Raw genomic sequence first — 24,194 nt, forward strand, 5'->3', positions numbered from 1 at the left:
CTCGACACCCCCGCCGGCACCACCCTGCGCTGACCCCGAGGACCCCCATGCACCACCACCGCCCCCGCATCACCATCCACACCCCCGGCACCCACGAACTCGCCGAAGGCGCCCGCTGGGTCGACGACCGCCTCGTCTTCACCGACATCCTCACCGGACGCCTCCTCGAAGCCCCCGGCCCCGCCCCCGCCCCCGCCCGCGAACTCCTGCGCCTTGACGTCCCCCTGGGCGCCGTCGCCCCCGTCACCGGCCGCCCCGGACACTGGATCGCCGCCGCCGGCACCGGCATCGCGCTCCTCACCCCCGACGGAACGACCGACTGGCTCGCCCGCCCCGAGGACCACGCCCGGGTCCCCACCCGCATGAACGACGGCGCCTGCGACCCCCACGGCAGGTTCTGGGCCGGCAGCATGCCCTACGACAACACCCCCGGCGCCGGCAACCTCTACCGCACCGACCACGACGGCACCGTCCACCACGTCCTCGACGGCCTCACCATCGTCAACGGCCCCGCCTTCACCCCCGACGGCCACACCCTCTACCTCGCCGACAGCGCCACCCGCGTCATCCACCGCTGCACCCTCGACACCCACGGCAACATCACCCACCGCGAGGAGTTCACCCGCACCGGCCACGCCGGAGCCCCCGACGGCATGACCCTCGACCACGACAACCACCTCTGGGTCGCCCTCTGGGCAGGCGCCGCCATCCACCGCTACCACCCCGACGGCACCCTCACCGACCGCATCCACCTCCCCACCCCCCAACCCACCTCCGTCTGCCTCACCCCCACCGGCACACTCCTCATCACCACCGCCCGACACGGCCTCACCACCAACCCCGCACTCGCGGGATCCATCCTCACCATCCCCGTCAACACCACCGCCCCACCAGCCACCCCATACACCCCACACTTCGGATAGGCGGTCGAGCAGACGGGAACCGGGCCGACCGACAACGAAGGGGCAGACCCACCAGTTGCCTGGAAGCCGGAATTCCGGAGCCGTTGAAAGTTGCGGTGCCCACAGGCGGTGGCGCGCGACATGGTCGACCTCATTCGAGGCGCCACCGAGGAGCGACCCACCCCTTCCACCTGCGAGAAGGCCATGGGGTGACATCGGCCACCGGGTCGGGCAGGTTCAGCCATCCCCACACAGCCACCGGGCTACGCGCTCTTGTGACTGGATCAGGCGTTCAGGGGTGTGGCGCGGTCCGACCTGTGCGGCGTTGCTGCCCGCGCACTCGACAGCCGGGTCGGCGGGCTCGTCGGGGAGATGGCCGAGGGCGGGCGCAAGCTCGGCTGGAAGCTGCGCGGTTACGACCACGGTCTGCTCCACCGCTGCTCTGCAACGACCTGTACGAGGACGGCCTTCTCGAACTCGGCGTGAGGACCGCCGAGCGCGGCCTGCTGCCCGACCGGGAGGCTGTCGCTGCCTGGGCCAACGCGCGTGGCGACACCAAGACGGTCACCTGATTTCCCGGCGCGCTGATCGAGTGGGACACCCTGTTCAAGGGCCGCATCGGCCCCGTCACCACCGAGGCCCTTGCGCCCCCTGTCCCACGGTCCTGGTGGCGCCGGGGCCTTGAGCAAAGGCCCGGGCCGAGCCGTGAGGTGTCGGCACTGGTCAAACATCGCTGTGACGCCGTCCTCCGGCAACACGTGCACGATTCTCCTGTCTCTCCCGCAGGGTCCCGGGCATGACTGCTTCACGGGACTCGGACGCCGGCGACGGATGAGGCAGGACCTGTTGCGGCCGATAGCGTCCGCAGCACGGAGAGGGCCGTTCGAACGTGGACGAGACGTCTGGCCGGCCTGCCGCAGACCCGGGCCGTCACGCGATCGGCTCCGATCCCCGGGACCGTCGCGACCGAGCTGCGGGTGCGCAACGGGCTGCTGAAACTGGCGCTGGATCCCCAACAGGATGCTGGTGATGGGCGAGCAGATCAGCAGAGTCGACCTGCCCGACTACGCGGCCGAGCTGTTCCACGCCGCCGGCGGTGACCCACCTGGTCGGCGGGCGGCTCCCCGGGCGACGGCGAAGCTGTACGGGGCGTGCCGTCTACGTGCGGGCTGGTGCACGCACAGCGCGGGCCCGCAGCCCGATCCGCCGACCGGCCGCAACTTCGCCGGTCATCACGTCATCAGCACCGGCCACCGGCGGCGGAGCAGGATGTGCCGAGCGTCCCGCGGATCGTCGACGACGAGGGCCGTGCTCGTCGATCGAACCGCCCGCCTGGGCGCCCTTGTACCGGCAATGCTCCCGGCCCGGTCGGGGACAGGACCCGTCACCGTCGCGCCCCGAGCGCCTCACACGGCTCTGTCCCCGAGGGACCGGGACGCAGCGACCACGCCCTGACAACCGGCCATACATGGCCGGTGCTTTGACCTGGGCAGTTGTCTGGCGGCACGTCAGCATCGACAGCGGACGACCGGTTCCGCGGCCCCGGCGTCCCCGTGCGCGGCCGGCCGGGCTGCCCCGTTCGCGACACCCGTGCGCGGACGTGAGCAAGGGGACGTCCGATGGCGGAGGCGAAGGGGCGTCCTGCTGTCGGCCGACGTGGTGGCGGACGAGTCGGGCTTGCGCCGTACCGGCGACAGCTGGGGGGACAAGGTGGCGTCGCTGCGCGAGGGCCTGCGGGCGGAGCCGATGGTCGCGGCCGGGTTCCGGCCGGCCGTGTCGGGCTTCCGGTCCGAGCGCTACCGCCGTGATGGTCGCGGTGTTCCCATCCCCGTCTCGTGTCACCGATGAACAGCGCCGACCCGAACGTCCCGTGTGCGCACCGGCAGAGGACGCCGCGGCGCCCGGAACCTGCCTCCCGGCGCCCTGAAGGTCGTTCCCAAGTCCTCCCAGCAACCGGCTCGCCGGCCTGCTCGACCAGGTCGGCACCCCGTAGGGCCGACCCGCCATCGCCCTGGTTCGCCGTCCGCGCCGACCCCGGCAGGCTTATGGGAGCGTGTCGTGGACGTGGTCGCGTGTGACGGCGAGTTTCCTCAGGACGCGGGCGACGTGGTGTTCGACGGTGCGGGTGGACAGCGCGAGGGCGTTGGCGATGTCCTGGTTGCTCGCGCCGGTGGCGAGAAGTTCGGCGACCTGCCGTTCGCGCGGGGTAAGGGCGGCAGCGTCGCGGCTTCGCCCGCGGGGCGTGGGGGGTTCGTGGCCGGCGTTGCGCAGGACACGACGGCACTGTTCGGCGTCTGAGGTAGCCCCCAGGCGCAGGAAGATGGCCAAGGCCTCCTGCAGACGCCGGGCGGCCCGGACGGGGTCGGAGGCGAGGAGCAGCCGGCCGACCTGCTCGGTGACGCGGGCGGCGCGGTGGGTACGCCCGATGCCGCGGAACACGGCTCGGGCCTGTTCCAGGTGCTCGACCGCGTCCATGGGCCGGGCGTCGGCGGTGAGCAGGCCGAGGCCCCAGAGGATCTCAGCCCGGGCCGCCGGCGCGTCCAGGCCCTCGATGCCCTGGTCGGCCTCCTGGATGAGGCGTTCGGCCTCAGCGCGTAGCCCGCACGCGAGTGCGGCCTGGACGGCGGTGGGGAGGAGGTCGGTGGTCCACACCCAGCTGCCGTGGTTGCGTACGGCTTCCAGCGCCGGCTGCAGGGTGGTCCAGGCGGCTTGCGGTTCTCCCTCGGCGAGGTCGATGCGGGCGAGGGCCGCAGTGCACGCGAGTGAGCATTCCTCCATGTTGAGGTATTCCATGGGGTTTCCGATTCGCCGGCGGGCGCGGGACCATTGCCCGTGTGCCACGTCCAGGAGCGCGCGGAGGGTCTGCGGCTCGACCTGGAGGGAGCTGTTCTCGGCGGCTTGTGGGGCGTGTGCTTCTATCCGCCCCTCCAGGCCTGTCCACAGGCCGTGGGCGAAGTCCAGTTCCAGCCGGATCACGTCGCATCTGACCTGTACCCACTGGAATTTCGTGTGGCGGGCGAGTTCTTCGGCTTCCTCCAGCAGGGTGCGGGCTTCGTCGTCGCGGCCACGCCAGAAGGCCGATTCCGCGGCGTTGCTCAGGGCGCGGGCGGTCTGCCGCAGGATGTCGGGGTCGGGGTCATGGCGTGGCAGCCGCTCCAGGAGTTCCTGGGCCAGGTGCTCGCCCCTCGCGGCAAGCAAGGTGATCCGGCTGGCTTCGACGGTTGCGCGGGCGAGCCGGTCGCCGCTCTCGGCGGCTGTGCGCACCGCCCGGTCCATCCACTGTGTGTCCTGCGTGGTGGAGGTGTCGCTCCGGTTGCCCATGCCGGCGGTGGCCATGGCGATCGCGGCGAGTGCGGGGGCGCCCGCGAGTTCGTCGACGGACTGCTCGATTTCGGCGGACGCTCCCGGCATGCCGTGGTTGAGCAGGATGCGCCCGAGGTTGAGCCGGATCTCGCCGCGGGTGGTGGTGGGCAGGTTCGGGTCCGCGAGGATGTGGCGCAGTGCGGCGACGCTGGTGTCGACGCTGACGCGCCGCATGGCGATGCGGCTCAGTGCCAAAGCGGTACGGATGCGCTGGCCGGGGGGCAGGGTGGGCTCGGCGAGGATCTGCTGCAGGAGGTCGGCGGTCACTCCGTCGTCGCCGACGGCCTCGGCGTGTTCGGCGGCGGCCAGGGCTCGGGGCAGCCATGCGGCGGTGTCGCCGAGCATCCGGGTGTGGTGGGCGATCTGGACCGGGGCGGGACGCTTCTGACCGGTCAGCTGTTCGATGGCCCGGCGGTGCAGCCGGCGGCGCCGGGGTCCTTGGATCTGCTCGTAGACGGTCTGGCCGGCCAGTGCGTGCCGGAAGCCGTATCTGCCAGGAGCGGTTTCGACCAGAACGTTGGCATCGAGGGCCTCCACCAGGGCATCCTCGGTCCGTTCCTCCTCCAGCGCGGCCACGGCCGCGAGTAGATCCTCCGAGGCCGGGACGGCCAGGACCGCTGCGGCCTGGACCACGGCCGCGGCGTCGGGGGCGAGCTGCGCCACGCGTCCGTTCACCGCCTCCTGCAGGGCCCGCGGTACGCGGAGGCCTTCCAGTACCGTCGCCGCGTTGTGCCCGTCGGTGCTCTCCATGTGGCCGGCCAGGACCAGCAGGTCCTCCTCTGCGGCCAGAGGCAGCCCGCCGCTGCGTTCGTACAGCTGTCGGCCGAGTGCTGCCGCGGCGCTCTCGCCGAGGGCGGCGGCGGCCAGTTCGCGGACCTGGCCGGGGCCCAGTGGTGCGAGGGACAGCTCGATCCCGCCCACGCCGACCGGGCGTCGGTAGGGTGCGCCCAGCACACTCCCGCGTTCGGACAGTTCGTGCTCCCGGTAGGTGAGAACGATGCGGAGTCCCGAGGGGGGGTTACGGGCCAGCATGAGGAGCAGTTCGCAGGTCGCCGCGTCGGCCCACTGGACATCCTCCACGACCAGGACGACGTCGCCCAGCGCCCGCAGGACCTGTCGGATGTCTCCCATCAGCGGCTGCCCAGGCCGCCCTGCCGCGCTCGGCGGGCGCGGGGCGTCCTGGGCCAGGTGGGTAGCGAGTTCGGGGATGTAGGGAGCCAGTGCCGCGACACTGGGACTCAGCTCGACATCGTGTGCGAACCGGGGGTGGGCGTCGTGGAGCGCGTCGATGACCGGTCCGAACGGGAGCGGCTCACGCAGCGGGTGGCACCAGCCCCGCAGCACCTTCAGGCCGTCGGCGGCCACTTGGTCGGTAGCCTCCTGGACCAGGCGGGACTTACCGACACCCGCCTCGCCCTCCACCAGCGCGACCGCGGGCCCGGTGCCGAGCACCTCCGCCAGCAGGTGGAGTTCTTCCCTGCGTCCCACGAAGGGAAATCCCGCGCCCCGGCTGGAAAGGGGATCACCGCCCCCGGGTCTTGCCATGGCCACACCATATCGTTCGCGCGTCACGCCGGTACAGGCGGCGCTTGCGGATGCCTCCGGGCCCTGCCACGGTACCGCCCGGGCACCCGGTTCCGCGCTCCGCCACAGGACAGGATCGGTCCTCGCGGCCACCCGAACCGGCTCAGTGGCGCCCACCAGGTGGGGCCCTCCTTCCGAGAACACCCTTTCAAGCGCAGACCCATGGCGGGTGTTCCGGCGCCGACCTGACCGGCCCTCCACGGGGCGGCGGCGTGACAGGCCAGGCGCGGGAAAGCGAGTCCCCTGCGCTTCGCCGGGTCGGCCTCCCGCCCGGCGCTGCTCCTCGTCCGGCTGTGCCCCGCCCACCGGCGCCACGGGCGATGGTTGCAGGCACCAGCCCCCGCGCGTACTCCCGGCTTCGCGGCCCGTCCCGCGCGAGGGACTTCACCGGGGAGAGCCGGGGACTTCGATGACGGGCCAGGCGCGGTCGGTGAGCTGGCACCCGCGTTGTTCGGAGGCGCCGGGTACGGGCCGGTCAGGACTCGCCCCGGCGGGCGTGGGCAGGTTCGGGGACCTGGGGGATGACGGCCGGGCCCCTCGAGCGCAGGCGCGGGGCGGGGAGCGTGAGGATGCGCTGGCAGCCAGCGCGGGTGAGTACGCGCACGATGCGGCGGGCCTCGGCGTCGTCACTGGAGAAGACCCACGGTCCGGGGACGAGCAGGACCCGGTGGGAGCCGTCCACCACGGCGCGGACCAATTGCTCCAGGCGCGGCGGGATCCCGCGGGAGGGGTGGCCGGAGCGGCAGTCCAGATAGACGACAGGCTCCGGCAGGCCCAGCCGGATGGCGAAGCTCTTCAGTGCCTCCTGGTAACGGGGCGGTTCGCAGCGGCGCGGGTGGTAGCGCAGATAGGCGGCGGGCGGGTGGGTCACGGATGCGCGGGAGATCGCCATGAGGGTGTCCTTGGGGGTGGGATACGGGACGGGAACGGACCGGCCGGGGAGCGGGCCGCGGTGAGCGGCGCCGGTGTCAGGCGACTGTCAGCTCGGCCCAGTGGGAGACGCCGTGTGCCTGGGGCCGCACGCCGTGGGCAGTCGACAGCGCGGAGACGACGGCGCCTCCTCGGCCGTGCTCCTCCGGTCCGCCGGTGGCTGCCCACGACCCCTCCTCCGCGGCAGCGCCGCCGTCGTCGACCTCGATGTGCACAGTGCCGGCGGCGGACCGCGCCACGCGCAGGACCACCGGGGGCAGCGCGTGCTCCACAGCGTTGGTGACCAGCTCGGAGACGACCAGCAGGACCTGGCCGCAGGCGTCGTCGGCCACACCCCAGGCGTCGAGCGCGGCACAAGCCAGGCGTCGGGCGACGCCGGCGGATTCCGGGCAGTGCGGCAGTTCCCAGCGGCCGGGAACCTCGCCACTGCGGAGCCGGGGCGCCGGTCCCGAACGCGAGGCGGCACAGGGTGCGGCGGAGCCCACCGGAAAGGATTCCGGATTCATGCCCGCACCGCCGATTGCTCCGAACTCGATGTGGGGTCCCATGGTTCTCACCCAAATTCCGGGAGAAATAAGCCGGCCCTCCCTCGTCTTCAAGCAGACGCGAAACCGGGCCTGGAATCCACCGACCAGAACCATTTTCAGGTCACGAACAGTGCCGACCGTGAGGGGGAATTGGGGGAATTCTCAAATTCGGCACAGTGTCGGCCGGGTGATTGTGTCCGGCCGTTCGGGCGGGGACTGGGTGGCGGCCGTGCGGTGAGGTAGGTAGTGGGTAGGTAGGTGGCTGGTGGGATGTCGCCGACGAGGGACCGCCCGACCCACCTTCAACCACGCTTCGCACGACGAAGCCGCACCCGCGGGTTCCCACGCGGCTCCGGAGACCGGCCCGGGGACCGGGGCACGGCTGGGCAGTGCTTCGCCATGAAATCCCCCGAGGCCGCTCCGGCGTGGTCCGCACAGTGTTTCGGGTGTTGAGCCGATCCAAGACTCGGTATCCCTCCTGCTGCCGAATTCCCTTACCCGTCGGCGTCACCCCTCTCCTACATTCGTGCCGGTTGGCATCGCTTTCCGTGAACGGCTTCTCCCGAATACTGCTCCGGTGCGGCGCTGTCAGACAACCCGCGCACCGGGACCACCCGAAAAGTGCTCCGGGCAGAGCGTCCGACCCCACGGGCGAGAAGGCAGAGCCTGTACGAATGGGGCCGTCAGGATCGCCTTGAACCGGTGGAACGGTCGGTGACGCTGCGGACGCATCAGGACCGTGCGCGGCGGGCCGACTCGACCGAGCCGCTCAGCCCTGCCCCGAGGGACGTGTGGCATTGACCGGGACTACGGTGGAGGGGAGTGCGTGTCCCGGGGGACTGTCCTGCCAGAGTCTGGCGGTGGTGATCGTGGCGGCAGGTCGTGACGGATTGGCCTTCGTGGGCCGTCGAGAGGAGATGCTGGCCCTGACAGCCTCCCTGAAGGCGGGCCCGGCGGTCGTCCTCTTGGAGGGCGAGGCCGGAATCGGAAAGTCCCGCCTGGTCAGTGAGGCACTCGCCGCACTCGACGACGACGCGGGCATCCCCGTCCTGCAGGGCTGGTGCCACCCTCTGCGTGAGCCGTCACCGTTCGGACCGGTCGTCGACGCGCTGCGCGACGCACTGACCCACATCCCACAGGACCTGGAACTGCGCGCCTCGTCCGCGGTCCTCGTTCCCTACCTGCCCGAGCATGCCAAGCGCTTTGCGCAACCGCCCACCGGCGCGACCGCGGACGGCGGCGGGCAGCAGCTGATGCGGGCGATCCACGACGTGCTGGCCGCCATCGGCCCCGCGGTACTGATCACAGAGGATGTCCACTGGGCGGACCACGCGACCCGCGAACTTCTCCTCCTACTCGCCCGCAACCCGCCCCCTCAGCTGCGCCTGGTCATCACCTACCGCCGGGGCGACCTCCCCACCGGCGCCGCCCCCCTCGGATCCCCCTACCGCCGCCCCGCAGGCGTCGGCGGACAGGACATCACCCTCACCCCACTCGACGAGACACAGGTCGAGCAGCTCGCCGCCGGCGTTCTCGGCATACCCGCCGCGCACGCCCTGCGACGCGAGCTGTTCGAACGCAGCGCAGGCCTGCCCCTGATCGCCGAGGAAGACCTCCTCGCCCTTGCCGTCACTCACCGCACGACCGAACCCTCTCCCCGCTCTCTGGAAGGCATAGCCGCCCCCCGGGCACTGAAAGAAGCCGTCGGCGCCCGCCTGGCCACTCTGGACGTGGTGGCCGTCGCGACGATGCACGCCGCCGCGGTCCTCGCCGTCCCAGCTACCGAGGAACTCCTCGCTGCCGTCGCCCGCCTCGACGAGGACGACGCCGAAGCCGGCCTGACCGAGGCCCTGGACACCGGAATCCTGGAAGAGACCACCCCCGGGAACTACGCCTTCCGGCACGTTCTGGCCCGCCAGGCCGTCTACGACAAGATCCCCGGCCCCCGCCGCCGCCGCTTGCACCAACGCGCCGTCCACACACTCGACACCGGCCCCACCCCACCCCTCGTCCAGATCGCCCACCACACCCGCCAACTCGGCGACACCCAGGCCTGGATCCCCCGCGCCCAGGCCGCAGCCGACCACGCCGCCGACATCGGCGACGACGGCATCGCCGCCCAACTCCTCCAGCAACTCCTCGCCGAACCCACCCTTCCCACCGCCCAACGCTCCACCGCGGCCCTCATCCTGGCCCGCATCGCCTGCCGCCGCGTCGAAATCGCCACCACCGTCACCACGCTGCGCGCCATCATGGCGGACCCCGCGCTTCCCACCGCCATCCGCGGCGAGATCCGCCTCAACCTCGGCCAGGCCCTGAGCAGCCACAACGTCAGCACGAAAGGCCTTCGGGAGGTAGAGCGGGCGATCTCCGAACTGGACAGCCGCCCCGACCTGGCCGCGGCCGCCATGGCCTCCATCGGCCAGAGCGTCTACGCCACCACCTCCACCGCGGAAGGCACCGCGTGGATGGAACGCGCCGTACGAACCGTGGCCCGAACCGACAGCCAGGTGGCGCACGCGCACGTGCTGGCCAGCCGCATCACCCTGCTCGAATGCCTCGGCGACCCCGCCGGCCGGACACTGCTGACCCAGCTACCCCGGGACAACCAGGACCGCCTTGTCCAGGACCAGTGCCTGCGCGCTCTGTACAACGCCGCTTGCGGGGCAGCACTGCGGGGCGACGGCCCCAGGGCCCGCGCCCTGCTCGACGAGGCGAAGGAGTCGGCGAACCGGCTCGGCAACCGACTTGTGGCGGCGGCCTGCGAATTGGGCCTGCTCCAGCAAGACCTGGACGCAGGCCGATGGAACGGCCTGGACGACCGTATCGAGCGCCTCGCCCCCGAGGCCGAGGAGGGCAACGCACTCGAGGTGGAGCCGATGCACGTCCGGGCACAGCTGGACATCGCCCGTGGCCACTGGGCACGCGCCCGCGAACGCCTCGCCGCCCTGCTGGAGGCCAGCAGCAGCAGCGACTACCCTCCCTGGCAGATCATGCTCGCCTCGGACATGGGCAGCCTCGAACTCGCCGAGGGCGCACACGAGGCGGCGTGGGAACGCCTGCAGGCGGCCATTCGACTCCAGCGGACCACCGGCCTGTGGATCTGGGCACTTGACCTGCTACCTCTCGCTGTGAAGGCGGCCCTCGGCTGCGGACTGCGGGAACAGGCAGACGAATTGATCCGCGAGGCCGCCCATGGCATCGAGGGCCGCGACGCCCCCGGTGTCCAGACGGAGATCCTCTGGGCCCAAGGCCTGCTCGCCACACCCACCAACCCGCGTGAAGCCATCGATCACCTCGACAAGGCACGCACGCGCTTCGAGGCCCTCGACTGCGTCTACTATGCCGCCCAAGTCACCGAGCACACCGGCCACGCCCACCTCGCCGCCCACCCCGACACCCCCGGCCACGCCACCCCCTCCTACCAGGACGCGCTGACCGTCTACACCCGCCTCGGCGCCACCGCCGACCAGGCACGCTGCCAACGGACACTGCGAGAACTCAGCCAGGAACGCCCCGTCCCCCAACGCCGCCGCACCCGCACCGACGAACTCTCCCCCCGCGAACAGCAGGTCGCCGACCTCCTCACTACCGGCGCCACCAACCAGGACATCGCCCGCGCCCTCTCCCTGTCCGTCCGCACCGTCGAGCACCACGTCGCCCACACGCTCCAAAAGCTCCACACCAACCGCCACGACATCCATCACCACGCCCCCGGCTGACAACGCGTCCACACGGCGCTCGACGGACCCCGCCAACCAGGGCGCCCCGACCTGTCACGCCCCCGGCCGCCTGTGCGTCCGGACCGACCTCCACCACCGGGCACAGCCTCACCCGACTCGCCCACCGCACCACAGGGCAAGCATGGGCGCCGTCCAACAGGCCCCGAAGCGTTGCAGCGCCCCACCCCGGCCCTCACAAGGCGAGCCGCACCGTGGACACCGCCGCCGAGTGGCCGATCTCCCACCTCGCTGCACGCGCGCGTTCAGCCCGCGCCCGACATAGGGGACAACGAAGTCGACGGGTCCGTAGCCCCAGGATCCCGCGTCTGCCCGCAGCAGCGAACACCGAACACCACGGCTCACACCGGGAATGAAGGAGCCGCGGCCATTCTTGGTGGGCGGGCGCCCTCAGATGGTGTCGGCGCTGCACCACCGGCCTGTCCTCCGCGTTCCTGGCCGTCCCCCTACCGCTGAACCCTCAACAACTCCAAAGCCACCGTTAACTTTACGGACCCCGAAGGCCGAGTAGTGCGCCGTCAGGCGGGGCAATCGCGCGCCCAGTTCGTCTTCGTCATCGAAGTCGAAGTTCCATTCCGGGTCCAGCTCGGGATAGCGGATGGTGAAGTCCTCGTTGGGGAGTTCCTCGCCGGTGGCCACCTGGTGGGCGATCCAGGCGATGCTCAGGGCCTCTTCGCATTCGATGTCGATGCCGTCTGCGGCGAAAGCCCGGACCGTGGGGATACCGGCGAGTACGTCGGAATCGGCGGTGATGCGCTCGAACGTCTCGGCCCTGGGCGATCAGCCAGCCGCGGAAGTAGTCGAATCCGTCGTCCGAGCATCCGCCATTGATCACGTAGGCGGCGCCCCAGAACGGGGCTCGGTAGGAGTCTGCCATCAGGACCCGGAGGACCGGGTCGGCGGTGGTAGGTCCTGGACCGGGCGAAGGGCGAGCGGTGCGACCGCCCGCTCGGCGACGGCTTCACCGTTGTTCGGGGCCAGCACCTGCGCGTGGGCTTCTTCGATCGGGTCCACAGCCGCTACGAGCGCCGGTTGGCGCACTCGGCAGTCGGTGGCCGACGGGTGGTCGTGAAGCTGCAGGTCCGGCGCTTCCGCTGCCCCGCGACGTCGTGCCCCCGCGCGACGTTCGTCGAGCAGGTCGCTGGCCTCGCCTTCCGCCACGGGTGGCGAAGCCTGCGGCTGCACACGATCCTGCAGGCGGTGGCGCTGATGCTGACCGTCCTAGCCGACGCCAGACTGTCCGACGTCCTCAGCTCGAAGGTCAGCCGCTCGGCCCTGCTGCGGCTGATCCGAGCGATGCCCGACCCGCAGACAACGCTCGGTGAGGTCACCACCGGGCCGCAGCGGCGGGGGGTCCGAGCGGCCGGCAGCGGTCAGGCTGGCACCATGCCCGCACCCCGCACCCCGCACCCCGCAGCCGCCGTCGCTCCCGCCTTCGCGCCATTGCCCTCGCCGCAGGACGGGCCGGGGCCGGTGCTCCTTCCGGGCAGGCCCCCGAAACTGTTCCGGGACCCCGCCCGGCGGCGGGGCCCGCTGGAGGGCGGGCGGGCGCGCGGGGCGCGGCGTGCTGCACGCAGACCCGCACGCGGGCACCTGGGCCGACGGCGAGGTCTACGTCCTGACGGTGCATGAGGCGGGCTGCCCCGTCTGGTCGGCCCGTTGACCGCGTCCCCTCCGGCTGTGCCGGCGGGCGGGCTCACGGCCGCCGTGCCAGTCTGGCGGTGTCCCACCGTCCCTGCGACGGCCCGGGCGGCGTGGGCGGCCGGGGCCCCCTTCGCCGCTGCCCGGTGCCGGGCCCTGTGCCCGGGGCCGCCCGCGGCACACGAACCGCTCGAACGACACCGAGGACCCCTCCATGATCACTCTCACAGGCATGACCGTCGCGCTGCTCGTCGCCCCCGAAGGGGTCGAGCAGGTCGAGCTGACCGGGCCGCGCCAGGCCGTCCTCGAAGCCGGCGGCGCCGCGCCCTTGCTGTCCACCCGTGAAGGCAGGATCCAGGCGTTCAACCACCTCGACCGCGCCGACACCTTCGCCGTCGACGCCGTTGTCGCCGAGGCCGACCCGGACGACTACCAGGCCCTGATCCTTCCGGGAGGAGTGGCGAATCCCGACGCCCTGCGCCTGGACCCCGCGGCCGTCGACTTCGTCCGGTCGTTCTTCCACCGGGGAAAACCGGTCGCGGCCATCTGTCACGCGCCCTGGACCCTCATCGAGGCCGACGTGGTACGTGGGCGCAGCCTGACGTCCTGGCCCAGCCTGCGCACCGACCTGGTCAACGCGGGTGCGCGGTGGGCCGACGAGGAGGTGCTCATTTGCCGGGACGGCCCGAGCACCCTGGTGACCAGTCGCAGGCCGGACGACCTTCCCGCGTTCAACGAATCCCTGGTCACGGTCTTCGCCGCTTCCTGACCGCTCCCTCGGCGGGGGCGTCGTACCTGTGCCCCGCCGGGTCCCGTTTCCTGGGGTGCCCGGGGGGAGCGGAAGGCCGGCCGCCCGGACAGGTGCCCGGTGGGCGGCCCCGTGTGGGCGGGCTGCCGAGGCACCCGGCGGCCGTGGAGCGCGATGCGAGGCGGGCGCCCCACGGGTCCGTGCCAGTGCCGTCGTCGTTCTCCGGATGGCGGCGGCACGGCTCGGCGCCGCCTCCGGCCGGGCCTGCCGTCCGGCCCCCTCCGATCGGCGGGGCGGTACCCGGATGGGTGGCGGCTGTTGCCGGTTCGACCTGTCTGGGGCGCAATCGGTAGGGGCCGGGCATACCGGCCGGTGGTCGGGGCAGGCGCTTGTCCGACCGCGAAGCGATTCGAAGGCGAGTTGAGCGATGAGCAAGGTCCAGGAGCAGATCGACGTGAACGTGCCGATCGCCACCGCGTACAACCAGTGGACGCAGTTCGAGCAGTTCCCGCAGTTCATGGACGGCGTCGAGGAGATCACCCAGATCGACGACCGGCACAACCACTGGAAGACGAAGATCGGCGGGGTGTCGCGGGAGTTCGATACGGAGATCGTCGACCAGGTCCCCGACGACCACGTCGCCTGGCGCACCACCAGCGGCGACGTGAAGCAGACCGGCATGGTCCGCTTCGAGCCGATCGACGCCACCCATACCCGGGTGATGATGGAGATGGACTTCCAGCCCGGCGGTATGACCGAGAAGGCCGCCGACATGATGGGCGTGCTCGACCGGCAGGTGAAGGGCGACCTCAAGCGGTTCAAGCACTTCATCGAGAAGCGCGGCACCGCCACCGGCGGCTACCGCGACACCCTCTGACCTGAGCTCCCGCGGCGCCCCGCGCCGCCTGCGCCCCCGCCGTCGGCGGGGGCGCTGACCTGTATGACGGCCCCTGCACGGGAAGGCAGCGGCACTCGTTAGAGCCGGTACCCGCACGGTCCGCGGGGGAGTACTTCCCGCCGGGTGGCGTGCCCGCTCGTGTGACCCCGTCCGGCGGTCCCTCCTCCGGCGTGCGGCCCTCCGGCGCCGGGAGCCCCGTGGACTTCGCGCGGGGAGTCGTGCTGGTGGTCAGTGCGCCGCACCCGCCCTGCCGGGCCCCCGGAGCCGGGTATCCGGGAGGCGGGGCCGAGATCCGCGGAGGCGGCGTGCCGTCGAACCCCGGCGAGGCGTCAGTGCCCGAACAGGTGGCGGATCCGTCCGACCGGCCGGGCTCCGGCGGTGCGTTCCTCCTCCGGCCGCCCCTCTGCACGGGGTTGGGACCCGGGCCGGTCGAGCGGGCCCGCCTGGGGAGGGCGGTCGTGCGGGGCGTGCGCCGCGGGTGCGGTGGGATGGCTCTGCGGGCTGCTCCTGCGGTGGGTGCCGAGCCGCACCGGGTGCCGGGCCCGCCTGGCCAGGAGCATCAGGACCAGGCCGAGGCAGAAGAGCAGCGCGAGCGCGATCCCGGCCAGGAAGATCGCCAAACTGTTGAGCGTCACCAGGTCGGTTCCCAGGACGGACACCTGGTAGTCCGGTCCGCCCTCGACGTTGCCCGCGATCAGCAGGCCCGTGAAGGCGCCGGCCGCGGCCATCAGCAGTAGTCCGAGCAGCAGCATCTCGGGAGTCCTTCCGGTCCCTTCGGCCCCGGTGCCCTCCCCGCGAGGCGCCTACCCGGCTAGACGTCCTGAGCTGCGGCGAGGTCGTGGAGGGCCAGGTCGGCAAACCGGGGTCCGGTGGGTTCGATGGTGTGCCCGGCGGCCTGGAGGAGCTGGCGGATATCGCGGATGCGTCGGTTGACGGTTTCGGGCGTGACCTGGAAGAGCCGGGCGACGGCGACCTGCGGGAGGCCGTGTCGCTGGTGGAGCAGGACGGCCAGGAGGCGGTCGGCGAGGGTGAGGAGAGGGCGGCGCCGGTGGTGCCGTCGCCCTTGATACGGGGCCGGTGGCCGCGCCGTTTGTCGAGCTGGCCCTCGCGCTGGGCGTCGTGGAGGGCCAGGAGCCGGGTGATCAGGGTGTCCCACTCGGCGGCGAGGAGCCCGGTGAGTGCTGGGTGCCGCAGCCAGGCGAGGTCGGGGCTTGGCTGGTCGAAGGGATCCGGGGCTTCGTTGATCTCGGCGCAGAACTCGGGCCGCAGCTTGTAGTTCCAGCCGCCGTGCCAGGTGTGCCGGTCCAGCGGCAGAGCGTCCATCTGTCGGTCGCCGACGGTCACGCCGGTGGGGTAGGCGTCGGTGTCGAGCTCGGCGTGGATGGTCCGGCCGGTGCGGGCGGTGGTCGCGGCGATGCTGTTCACGACCACTTCGTGGCTGGTCAGCGGCCTGCCGCGCCAGTTCATCGTGATGTGAGAGAACAGCCGGTGTTCGACCTTGCTCCCTTTTTGAAGTCGCGGGCGGAAAGTGACACACGGTGATCTCCGGGCCGGTTTCCAGGGCCAGGGCGGCGAGTTCCGTCCTCCAGGCGCGGGTGCTGAGCCAGGTGCCCAGGGCGAAGTGCGACACCACCGCCTGCTCCTCACCGCCGGCGCCGGCCTCCAGCGGCTCCTCGTGCGGGCGCTTGACGGCCGCGTGCCCTTCCCGCGCCACGAACTGTGCCAGCGCCGCCAGACCCTGGGCGAACCGGTCCGTACAGGACACCTTCGGCTTCGCCTCGGCCGCGGCCTTGGCGGCCACCAGCTCCTGGCCTTCCTCGATGCCGATCGCCGTCGGCAGGCCCAGCTGGTCCTCCTCCAGACCCGGCCACCCGGCTCGCCGCGTCGCCATCCACCAACCGAGCCGGTCACCCTCGAACACCCTCTCCACGGGCGTCGTGGACGCACGGGCCCGGCGGTGTGTGGTGCCGGGTGACCCGGTGGACGGTCCCGCGTGCGTCCACGGCCCACAACACGTCCGCGGCGACCTCGCGCCGGGCCATACGGACGATTCCGGGCCCGCCGCCGGGCAGGTCGACCGTGCGCCCCACCCAGCGGGACCAGGCCGGATCCGAGCTCGTGATCACCGCCCCCACCCCCATTGGGCGATCAGCGAGGACGCCGGGAATTCGATCACGCGGCTTCCCGACCTGGTGAGCTGGGACCAGATCGAGCGCGCTTCGAGGTCGGAGAGGGAGAAGACGAACGGGCCCGGGACGAGCACCGCGCGGAACACGCCCGCGGCCGGCAGTCCGATCAGACGACGGAGGGCGGGAAGCGGTCCCCCGGAGCGGCGGCCGTTGTCGAGGAACTCGGCCGGAGGCGCGAACCCGAGCTCGCTCGCGAGGTGCCGCAGCGGGTGCAGGTGCGCTCCCATCCCGCTCGGGTCGAAGGGGTGGCAGCGCAGATGGACGGCTGCGGAAGTATCGGTACGAACCGGTTTCATGTGTCACGCCCCGGGAATCCGGACAATCCGGGACAGTGCCCCGGAATCGGTCATGACGCCAGGAAACCGCCCGGCGACCCGCCGAGCCAGCCCCACCGGCTATCGTTCTCATCACGGTTCGGTCCGAAAACGGGGCGATCGACACGCGCCGGAACGGGAACCGCCTCGCCCGAGACACCCTGGTCCGCAAGCGCCGGACGGCGCCATCGACCCCGGAACCCGACCGGGCGCCCCTCCAACCACCTGCACCGCCTCGCCACCCCCGCCGGCGGCGACCGGCTACGCCCCGCCCCGCAACGCCGGAACGGGACAACGAGGAACCACACGTCCTGGCGGTGCGACGCCTCCCACTTCAGCCCGGGCTGCAACCACTCACAGTCACCGCCCGACCAAGGACGCCTCGACACCACCACCAGCCGCTCCGGTGAGCCTTCCACAAGCGGCGCGGATCCGCGGACAGGAACGTCACGAGCCCTTCCACGGTCCGGCGACAGGCGGACACTGCCCCGCCTTCCCCACGAGGGGTAGCCGGAAGGCCCCAACGACCGCCGGTCCGCCCTGGTTCATCCGTGCCCGGCACGGGAGGTCGGCGGTGTCAGGAGGACGGGGCGGGCTTCGGCGGGACGGTCTTGTCCCAGTTCTCCTTGACCACGGTGCGGGCCTGCTTCAACTGCGCCGGGGAGGGGAAGGACGGCGAGCCGCCCTCCACGGTCGGCAGCATGGCGGCCAGGTTGTTGTCGAGGGTGCCGTCCTTGGCCATGGCCTCCATCAGAACCGGGCGCGCGTATCCCACAAGTCGTAGGTTCTGGCCCACGGGGCTGGCGAGGTACTCCTCCCATAGCCGGGCCGCCGCCGGGTGAGGCGCGTCCTTGTTGATCGCCTGGGCGTAGTAGAGAGAGAAACTGCCATCGAAGGGGATGGAGACCCTCCAGTCCACACCCTGGCCGCGTAGGGCGTCGACGTACTGCAGGTTGAGGAAGTCCCAGTTGAGGGCGATCGGGGTCTCGCCCTTGACAATCACCTCAGGGACCGGGTTGCCCGTGTTGTAGTTGCCCACGGCGGCGAGCCGGCCGAAGAAGTCGATGCCCGGCTGAATATTGTCGAACGAGCCGCCGTTGGCGAGGGCCGCGGCGTACACGGCGGCGAACGCCGACCCGGCGGTGTTGGGGCTCGCGCCGTTCACCGCGACCATACCCTTGTACTCCGGCTTGAGGAGATCGGCGAAGGTGACAGGACAGACCTTCACACGGGCCGCGTCGCAGCCGATCGACACGTAACCCCCGTAGCTGTTGTACCAGCGGGCCTGCGGATCCTTCTGGTTCGCCGCGATCTGCCCGTAGGCGGCGACCCGGTAGGGCGCCAGCAGACCCTCCTCGGCGGCGGACGCGGCGAAGGAGTTACCGAGCTGGAGCACGTCGGGCGCCCGCTCCTGACCGCGGTAGCGCTTCACGTCGTCGATCTCCTCCTGGCTCCCGCCATTGGGATTGTCGACGGTGACCTTGACCCCGTACGTCCTCTCGAACCCGTCGATCAGACCCCCGTAGTTCGCCCAGTGCCGCAGCAACGCGGTCGCCGTCAGAGCGCCTTCCTGCTGCGCCGCCCGGATGAGTGCGTCCATGCCGCCGACCTCGGCGGCGGACGCCGCGACGTTCGGCGCCACCGGAGCGGGCGGGCTCTCGCTTCCGCAGCCGGCGCCGCCGAGCGCCACGAGGCCGAGGCAGAGAGTCACGGCCAGTACTCGGGGGGAAGCCACGACACCTCCGGAAAGAAGCGCCTCGAGCACCAATGAATGACCGAGGCTCGCTGACAGGGCAGCCGACGCTTCAGGCTACTCCGGTCCGCTCGCCCCGCGCGGAGTGGCGCGGCCGACACCCGGGCGCGGCCGCGCTGTTCGTCACCGCCGGGCGAAGAGCCTCCTGATCTCCTCGGGACGCCGGCGACGGCGCGCCGCCGGCGTCCCGAGGCACCACCCGTCCCCTCTCCCAGATCCGGACCGGGGATGGCGGGGCAACGCGCGGTGCTCCCCGCGCGCCGGGCTGCCCGCTCCGCGCCGGCTCCACCCCCACTCGACGCCGTGCTCGGCGAGCTGCGCGAGCTGCCCCTTCGCCCGGCGGGCTTTCTGGTTGTTCAACCAGGTACCGAGGGCGAAGTGCGATACCACCGTCTCTTCCTCGCCAGCGGGGCCGGCCTCCACAGGCTCCTTGTGCGGGCGGGGCACCCGCGGGTGCCGTTCCCGCTCCACGCACTGCGCCAGCGCGGCCAGGCCCTGGGCGAACCGGTCCATCCGGGAGGCCGTCGGCTTCGCCTCGGCGGCGGTCTCCGCGGCCCAGCTCGGCGTCGGCCTCGATGCCGATCGCCGTCAGCAGGTCCCGCTGATCCTCCACCAGCCCAGGCCAGCCGGCCCGCTGCGCCCGCACCCAGCGGCCGAGCTGCTCACCTTCGAACACCGTCTCCACCGGCAGCGCGGTCCAGTCGACTCGGCCGTCGCAGTCGAGCCACCAGGACCTGGCGTACCCGGCATCCCCGACACCACCGGTGAGCTGCGCCACGATCCCCCTTGGTCAGCCGGATCCGCCCCCAACTGCCCGTACGGTCGATGGGGGCCAGGACCACGAGCACGAAAGGCCAGCCCGTGCAGCGCCGCAAGGACCCCTTGATGACCACCTGCACACGCTGCACAGCCCTCGTCGAACTCATCCCGCAGCGCCCCGGCCGCTGCCCCGGCCGGCCATGCCACGCCCGGCCGCGGCCCGAGGCCACCGCCCGCCTCGAAACACTCCTCCAGCCCGGCCACCCCGACCCCGCGCCCCTCAACGCCCGGCCACCGGTCGGGCTCGCCACCTCCGCCGAGCTCCCACCTGCCCGCGCTTCCCGACGCCCGGCCCGGCTGCGCCCGCGGCTGCCGGGTGCCAGCTCGCCGTGGCCGCCAGCGATACGCAGCGTGTACGGCTCGGTGGCGGTGCCGTCCTCGGCGACGACCGCGAGCGGCAGGTCGAGGTCGACGTCGGCGGGCCAGCCGCGCGGTTCGACGGCCCGGCGCAGGTCCAGGATGCGCAGCATCCACGGGTGCCAGGAGCGCGCCGACAGGTCGCCGCCCCGGTAGAGCAGGTTCGCCAGCAGCAGTGACGGCGCGAGGGCGGTGCGTTGGAAGGCGACGGTGGGCACGCGGCTGTTGAACCGGCCGAGGAAGGCCAGCATCGCGGTGCCGGTGCGGTGGTCGGCGGCCCACATGTCGTACACGCCCACCTGCCGCCCCTGGCCGGGGTGGTTCTCGACGGCCACCGACAGCGAACCGGTCGCCTCGCCGCCGGGCAGGTGGAACCGGTAGGTGGCCTGGTCGGGGTGCAGGTGCTGCTGCCAGTCCTGCCACCAGCCGGGGCGCTGCCACGGCCCGTTCCACTGCCGGGCCAGGTCGTCCTGCAGTTGGTGGACCTGCTCGCTCGTGCCCCGGGTGATCTGCAATCCCGGGTCGTCGAAGCGCAGGCGGGTGAGGGCGTCGGTGGGCAGGGAGTAGGAGTACACCTGGGTGGGGGCCTCCCAGCCCAGGCGGCGGGCGTAGCCGTTGGACGCGGTCCACAAGGTCGCCAGGACCGCGCCCTGCTCCTGCCCGCATCGCCCGGCGCGGCGTCGCGTCCTCCCGGCGCCCCTGCCACCACCGTCGGGTGATCGAGCGCACCGTCGCCCGCCTCGGCGCGCAGACCTGCCCGGACGAAACCGCCGGTCCGTGCGACCGCGCTTTCGCCAAGGAGCCCGGCGGTTGCGGCTCGCGGACGGTCTCGGTCGGCGAGCCGCCGGGTGACGGGCAGTCGCTCGAGGCGTGGGTCTGCCCGGCGGCCAACGACCGGGACGCCACCTGCAGTGACCGCAGGACCCGCACCACCGAGGCCTGGACCGTCCGGGCACGGCCCGCACGCCGCCGCTGAGCCAGCGCCCGGGTGTGCGGGCCGGCGCGACCCGCACACCCGGTGGACGGTGCGGTCGAGTGGGAAGGCACCGGACCACACGGCCCGGATCCCGGCGGCGGACCGCGCGGTGGGCCTGCGCCGCGCAGGTTCGGCGACGACGGCAGCACCGCGGCCCGTGCCGGGCGGAAGGTCGGTGCGGCGTCCCGGAAGTCCATGATCAGGTTGCAACACCTCGACGGTGCGTATCCGATGGGTCGTTGCGTCGTTGACCGTGGAGTGGTCCCGGGTAGCCGCCCGGGCGTGGTCTGCACGGGCGCCGGCTTCGGCCGGGTGCTGTGCGAGGAGGGAAACGCGATGAGCACGGTGACGGGCGAGGGGACACGGACCGCGGGCGGCGGTACCCGGAGTGTGGGCAAGCGGGTGGCGGTCGCGGGTACGGCGGTAGGGGTCGCGCTGTTCCCGGCCGGCGCCGCGCACGCCGCCCTCGTCGGCGTGGGGAACGCGGTGTTCGACAACAGCTGCGCGACCCACGGCGGCGTGCAGACCACGGGAGGCACGGCATCCGAGAGCGGGACGGTGAGCGCCAACCAGGTCGGCCTGCCGCTGAGCCTGCCCCGTAACCACTGCGGGAGCAGCGGGATCGTCTGCACCGCCGTTTTCGGGTCCAGCGTCTAGCTCGGGCGTTGCGGCGCCGGGCGGGGTGGGTGGTGTGGTGAGTCTCGCGGTGGCGGGTGTGTCGGTGGAGGTCGCCGCGGTGCGGGAGCTGGCGGCTCTGAGCGGGCGCGCGGTCCCGTTGTTGCGGCAGTGGGTGGCCGAACACCCGCGGCTCGGCGTGTCGCGGGCGCTGCTGGTGCTGGCGACCAGCGGGAGCTTGAGCGATGAGGTGCTGCGGGAGGAGCTGGTGGTCGCGCACCGGGACGCGCGGGCCGACGGCGCGCGGTCGGCGAGTCTGGTGTACGGGGTCTTCCTCTACACCCACCGGCAGTTCCGGCTGGCGGCCGACCACCTGGTGGCGCATTTCGCGCAGTGGCCCCGGGACGAGGTGGCCTCGTTGATGCTGGACGCCTTCCACGCGGGCGGGGACGCCGCCTGTCGCGAGCGTGGTGACGCGCTCGTCGAGCGGCAGTACGCCCTTGCCGGTGCGGACAGTTGGACGTGGACGAGCAGGATGGCCTGGACGCGGGCGGAGCAGGGCCGCGTGGAGGAGGCCCACGAACTGGCCGGACAGGCGCTGGCCCGGTACCCGCGGTCGGGCCTCGCCGCGCACGCCCGCGCCCACGCCGAACAGGAGCTGGGGGCCGGCCCCGCCTCGACCGCGTTCCTCGACCGGTGGCTCGCGGCCGACCGGCAGGCGATGCAGTTCAAACACCTGAACTGGCACGCCGCGTTGCAGTCGCTGGCCTGCGGGGACTTCGCGGACGCGCGCCGTCGGGCGGACGAGGTACTGGACCGCGCGGACGTGGGGATGCGCTCGGCGGTGAACTGGCGTCTGCTGCTGGCCGGGCAGGAACCGGCCCGCCGCTGCGACCTCGGCCACGTGCGGGAACTCCTGGCCGGGCCCGGTGGGACGGCAGAGGTCTTCCACACATTCAACCTTGCCCTGGCCCTGGCCGTCGAGGCCGCCACCGACGACCTCGAAGCCCTGGCCCGCCGGGCGGCCGGCGACCCGCGCCCCGACTACAGCCAGGCTCTCGCCCCGGTGGTCCAGGCCCTGGCCCACGTGAGCGCGGGCCGACCGCAGGCCGCGGTGGACCTCCTGACCGTCCTGGGCGAGCGGGTGGAACGGATCGGCGGCGTACGGGTGGAACGCGAGATCGTCCAGGACACCCTGGCCCGAGCCCTGATCGACACCGGCGAACACGCCCGCGCCGCCGAACTCCTGCACGCACGCGTCACCACCCGCCGCCAACACACCTACGAAGACCTCCTCCTCACCCCCTCCTGCGACCCCGCCCCCACGCCGGCCGCTCCGCCCGGGGCAGCACCCCCCGCCGTCCCGGCCGCCCTCTGAACTGCCCGGCCCTCACCACCGACAGCCACCGCCCCTCCTCCTCTCCGGGAGATCTCCCATGGCCGTGCCCCAGCTGATCGCCGTCTCGCTCCGCGGCAGCGGCACACCCCTGCTGGCCCGCATCACCACCGCGCTCGGCTACACCCCCTACGGCACGATGAGCGGCACCCAGCCGGACAGCGGCGAGCGGCCCGGCCCCGGCGAGGTCACCCCCCTGCTCCGGGCCGCCTACGGCCAGGACGAGACCACCCGCCTGCTGCGCGCGGTACGGGAGAAAAGGGAAGAAACGGAAGCCGCCTTCCACACGGCGGTGAACGCCCTGTGGCGCGTGTGGTGGACACGCCTGGGCCAGCCCGTCACCGCCGCCTCACCCGTCGACCCCGCCGTCGAAGACCGCCTGACCCGCGTCCCCGACACCGACCTGATCCGGCTGCTGCCCGGCCACGGCTGCTGGTACGTCAACAGCCTCGACCTGGAACGGGCCGACGCCGGCTTCCTCCGCGCCTGGCACGCCGGAGGCCAACCCCCGATCGTCTTCCACCACCGCGACGTACGCGACCGGATCATCCAGCAGATCCACACGCTCTCCCAGCCCGCCGACCGGGTCGGCTCCATGCCCGAACACCTCGTCTACCGCGACATCGTCACCGCCCTGCCCACCATGGACGCCAGGATCACCCTCGCCCTGACCGACCCGGGCTTCCCTGGCATGCGCGAGGCCCGCCGCTGCCAGTGGCTGCTGCGCCACCCCGCGGTCTGCGTGCTCACCCACGAGGAACTCGTCGGCCCCGCCCACGGCGGCACCGCCGATGCCCGCGACAGGGCCCTGCGGCGTCTCCTGGCCGCCACCGGGCACCACGACCCTGCCCCCGCCCTCGCCGCCTCCGACCCTCGCGTCGACGGCGACGACCTGGCCGTGGGCGCCTGGCGCACGTACTTCACCCCCGAGCACGAACGGCTCCTCCACGAGCGCCACGGTGACCTCCTGGCCACCCCGAGCATCCAGGCCGCCCTCCCGGCACAGGCCTGATCCACCGACCTCACGGCCCTCGTCCTGCAGGCTGTCCCGGGCGGTGGCTTCCCCGCGCCGGACTTCCTGGACCTGCACGTCCCCGGGCACCACGCCTCCCTCGCCCGGGAGGCGGGACTCCAGGCGGTGGAGGCACTCGACATCAGCGGGCAGGTCAGGCAGTCCTACGCGCACGGGCGGCAGAGCCTGTCCGCCGGCCCTGCCCGAACTCACCGCGGCCTGGGGCCCCCGGACCACCCGGCTCATGGAGGAAGGCGGCAACCAATTCCTCACCACCACCCCTGACGGAATCATCGCCACGAGCCGATGCCACCCGCAAAGCAGCCCCCGGCACCTACTGAGGTTTTCAGGGTGGGGTCGGTGGTCTGAGAGTCAGGCCGGTGGCGGTCAGGCATCCGTCGATCAGGTGGGGTCGGAGTTGGATTCGGCG

At 72.4% G+C, this 24,194-nt stretch carries 19 protein-coding genes and 2 pseudogenes; 10 read left to right on the forward strand and 11 right to left on the reverse strand.

Going from position 1 to position 24,194, the window contains the following annotated elements; all coding sequences use genetic code 11:
- Window positions 1-47: 47 nt before the first annotated feature.
- Both ACZ34W_RS36550 and ACZ34W_RS36555 read left to right on the forward strand, forming a co-directional pair.
- Window positions 48-923 carry an SMP-30/gluconolactonase/LRE family protein gene (locus tag ACZ34W_RS36550; protein ID WP_465610509.1) on the forward strand — a complete coding sequence of 292 codons (876 nt, stop codon included), beginning with the start codon at window positions 48-50 and terminating at the stop codon, window positions 921-923.
- Between the two features lie 279 nt (window positions 924-1,202).
- A complete protein-coding gene (locus tag ACZ34W_RS36555) occupies window positions 1,203-1,388 on the forward strand; it encodes a hypothetical protein (RefSeq protein WP_465610511.1) in 186 nt (61 codons plus the stop codon).
- A gap of 1,557 nt (window positions 1,389-2,945) precedes the next feature.
- Here ACZ34W_RS36555 and ACZ34W_RS36560 read toward each other — a convergent pair.
- The 3 genes from ACZ34W_RS36560 to ACZ34W_RS36570 form a co-directional block, all read right to left on the reverse strand.
- On the reverse strand, window positions 2,946-5,753 hold the full coding sequence (locus ACZ34W_RS36560) for an AAA family ATPase (protein WP_465610513.1): 2,808 nt from the start codon (window positions 5,751-5,753) through the stop codon (window positions 2,946-2,948).
- Window positions 5,754-6,324: 571 nt separating this feature from the next.
- A complete protein-coding gene (locus ACZ34W_RS36565; RefSeq protein WP_465610515.1) occupies window positions 6,325-6,741 on the reverse strand; it encodes a hypothetical protein in 417 nt (138 codons plus the stop codon).
- A 76-nt stretch (window positions 6,742-6,817) separates the two neighbouring features.
- Window positions 6,818-7,420, reverse strand: a complete 603-nt coding sequence (locus ACZ34W_RS36570) for an ATP-binding protein (protein ID WP_465610517.1) — start codon at window positions 7,418-7,420, stop codon at window positions 6,818-6,820.
- Window positions 7,421-8,205: 785 nt separating this feature from the next.
- On the opposite strand from ACZ34W_RS36570, the gene ACZ34W_RS36575 reads away from it, so the two are divergent.
- A complete protein-coding gene (locus ACZ34W_RS36575) occupies window positions 8,206-11,028 on the forward strand; it encodes an ATP-binding protein (protein ID WP_465610519.1) in 2,823 nt (940 codons plus the stop codon).
- A gap of 408 nt (window positions 11,029-11,436) precedes the next feature.
- On the opposite strand, the gene ACZ34W_RS36580 is transcribed toward ACZ34W_RS36575, so the two are convergent.
- Window positions 11,437-11,685: a hypothetical protein gene (locus tag ACZ34W_RS36580; protein WP_465610545.1), complete on the reverse strand. Its 249-nt coding sequence runs from the start codon at window positions 11,683-11,685 to the stop codon at window positions 11,437-11,439.
- Entirely contained in the window at window positions 11,600-11,923 is a 324-nt protein-coding gene (locus ACZ34W_RS36585; protein WP_465610521.1) for a DUF4240 domain-containing protein, read from the reverse strand. The genes ACZ34W_RS36580 and ACZ34W_RS36585 overlap by 86 nt, the downstream gene beginning before the upstream one ends.
- Before the next feature lie 113 nt (window positions 11,924-12,036).
- Between ACZ34W_RS36585 and ACZ34W_RS36590 the strand changes: the two are divergent.
- The 3 genes and pseudogenes from ACZ34W_RS36590 to ACZ34W_RS36600 form a co-directional block, all read left to right on the forward strand.
- Window positions 12,037-12,138 (forward strand): annotated as a pseudogene (locus ACZ34W_RS36590) (hypothetical protein); the annotation flags it as partial.
- A 781-nt stretch (window positions 12,139-12,919) separates the two neighbouring features.
- Window positions 12,920-13,456 carry a type 1 glutamine amidotransferase domain-containing protein gene (locus ACZ34W_RS36595; protein WP_465610543.1) on the forward strand — a complete coding sequence of 179 codons (537 nt, stop codon included), beginning with the start codon at window positions 12,920-12,922 and terminating at the stop codon, window positions 13,454-13,456.
- A gap of 406 nt (window positions 13,457-13,862) precedes the next feature.
- Window positions 13,863-14,312 carry an SRPBCC family protein gene (locus ACZ34W_RS36600; RefSeq protein WP_465610523.1) on the forward strand — a complete coding sequence of 150 codons (450 nt, stop codon included), beginning with the start codon at window positions 13,863-13,865 and terminating at the stop codon, window positions 14,310-14,312.
- 350 nt (window positions 14,313-14,662) lie between these two features.
- Here the strand turns inward: ACZ34W_RS36600 and ACZ34W_RS36605 are convergent, their stop codons facing one another.
- The 6 genes and pseudogenes from ACZ34W_RS36605 to ACZ34W_RS36630 form a co-directional block, all read right to left on the reverse strand.
- Window positions 14,663-15,085, reverse strand: a complete 423-nt coding sequence (locus ACZ34W_RS36605) for a hypothetical protein (protein ID WP_465610525.1) — start codon at window positions 15,083-15,085, stop codon at window positions 14,663-14,665.
- Between the two features lie 59 nt (window positions 15,086-15,144).
- Window positions 15,145-15,927, reverse strand: a pseudogene (locus ACZ34W_RS36610) (ISAzo13-like element transposase-related protein); the annotation flags it as partial.
- Between the two features lie 528 nt (window positions 15,928-16,455).
- Window positions 16,456-16,818 carry a hypothetical protein gene (locus ACZ34W_RS36615; protein ID WP_465610527.1) on the reverse strand — a complete coding sequence of 121 codons (363 nt, stop codon included), beginning with the start codon at window positions 16,816-16,818 and terminating at the stop codon, window positions 16,456-16,458.
- Window positions 16,819-17,413: 595 nt separating this feature from the next.
- The gene (locus tag ACZ34W_RS36620) at window positions 17,414-18,571 is read right to left on the reverse strand and encodes an ABC transporter substrate-binding protein (protein WP_465610529.1); all 1,158 of its coding nucleotides are present in this window, start codon (window positions 18,569-18,571) and stop codon (window positions 17,414-17,416) included.
- Window positions 18,572-18,712: 141 nt separating this feature from the next.
- Window positions 18,713-19,102: a helicase associated domain-containing protein gene (locus ACZ34W_RS36625; RefSeq protein ID WP_465610531.1), complete on the reverse strand. Its 390-nt coding sequence runs from the start codon at window positions 19,100-19,102 to the stop codon at window positions 18,713-18,715.
- A gap of 149 nt (window positions 19,103-19,251) precedes the next feature.
- On the reverse strand, window positions 19,252-20,397 hold the full coding sequence (locus tag ACZ34W_RS36630) for a GNAT family N-acetyltransferase (RefSeq protein WP_465610533.1): 1,146 nt from the start codon (window positions 20,395-20,397) through the stop codon (window positions 19,252-19,254).
- An 83-nt stretch (window positions 20,398-20,480) separates the two neighbouring features.
- Between ACZ34W_RS36630 and ACZ34W_RS36635 the strand changes: the two genes are divergently transcribed.
- From ACZ34W_RS36635 to ACZ34W_RS36650, 4 genes are all read left to right on the forward strand, one after another.
- Entirely contained in the window at window positions 20,481-20,741 is a 261-nt protein-coding gene (locus ACZ34W_RS36635) for a hypothetical protein (protein WP_465610535.1), read from the forward strand.
- A gap of 336 nt (window positions 20,742-21,077) precedes the next feature.
- Window positions 21,078-21,398: a chaplin family protein gene (locus tag ACZ34W_RS36640; RefSeq protein WP_465610537.1), complete on the forward strand. Its 321-nt coding sequence runs from the start codon at window positions 21,078-21,080 to the stop codon at window positions 21,396-21,398.
- A 34-nt stretch (window positions 21,399-21,432) separates the two neighbouring features.
- Window positions 21,433-22,734: a tetratricopeptide repeat protein gene (locus ACZ34W_RS36645; RefSeq protein WP_465610539.1), complete on the forward strand. Its 1,302-nt coding sequence runs from the start codon at window positions 21,433-21,435 to the stop codon at window positions 22,732-22,734.
- Window positions 22,735-22,792: 58 nt separating this feature from the next.
- On the forward strand, window positions 22,793-23,764 hold the full coding sequence (locus tag ACZ34W_RS36650; protein WP_465610541.1) for a hypothetical protein: 972 nt from the start codon (window positions 22,793-22,795) through the stop codon (window positions 23,762-23,764).
- Window positions 23,765-24,194: the final 430 nt, after the last annotated feature.

This window comes from Kitasatospora sp. NPDC022856, assembly GCF_055561235.1.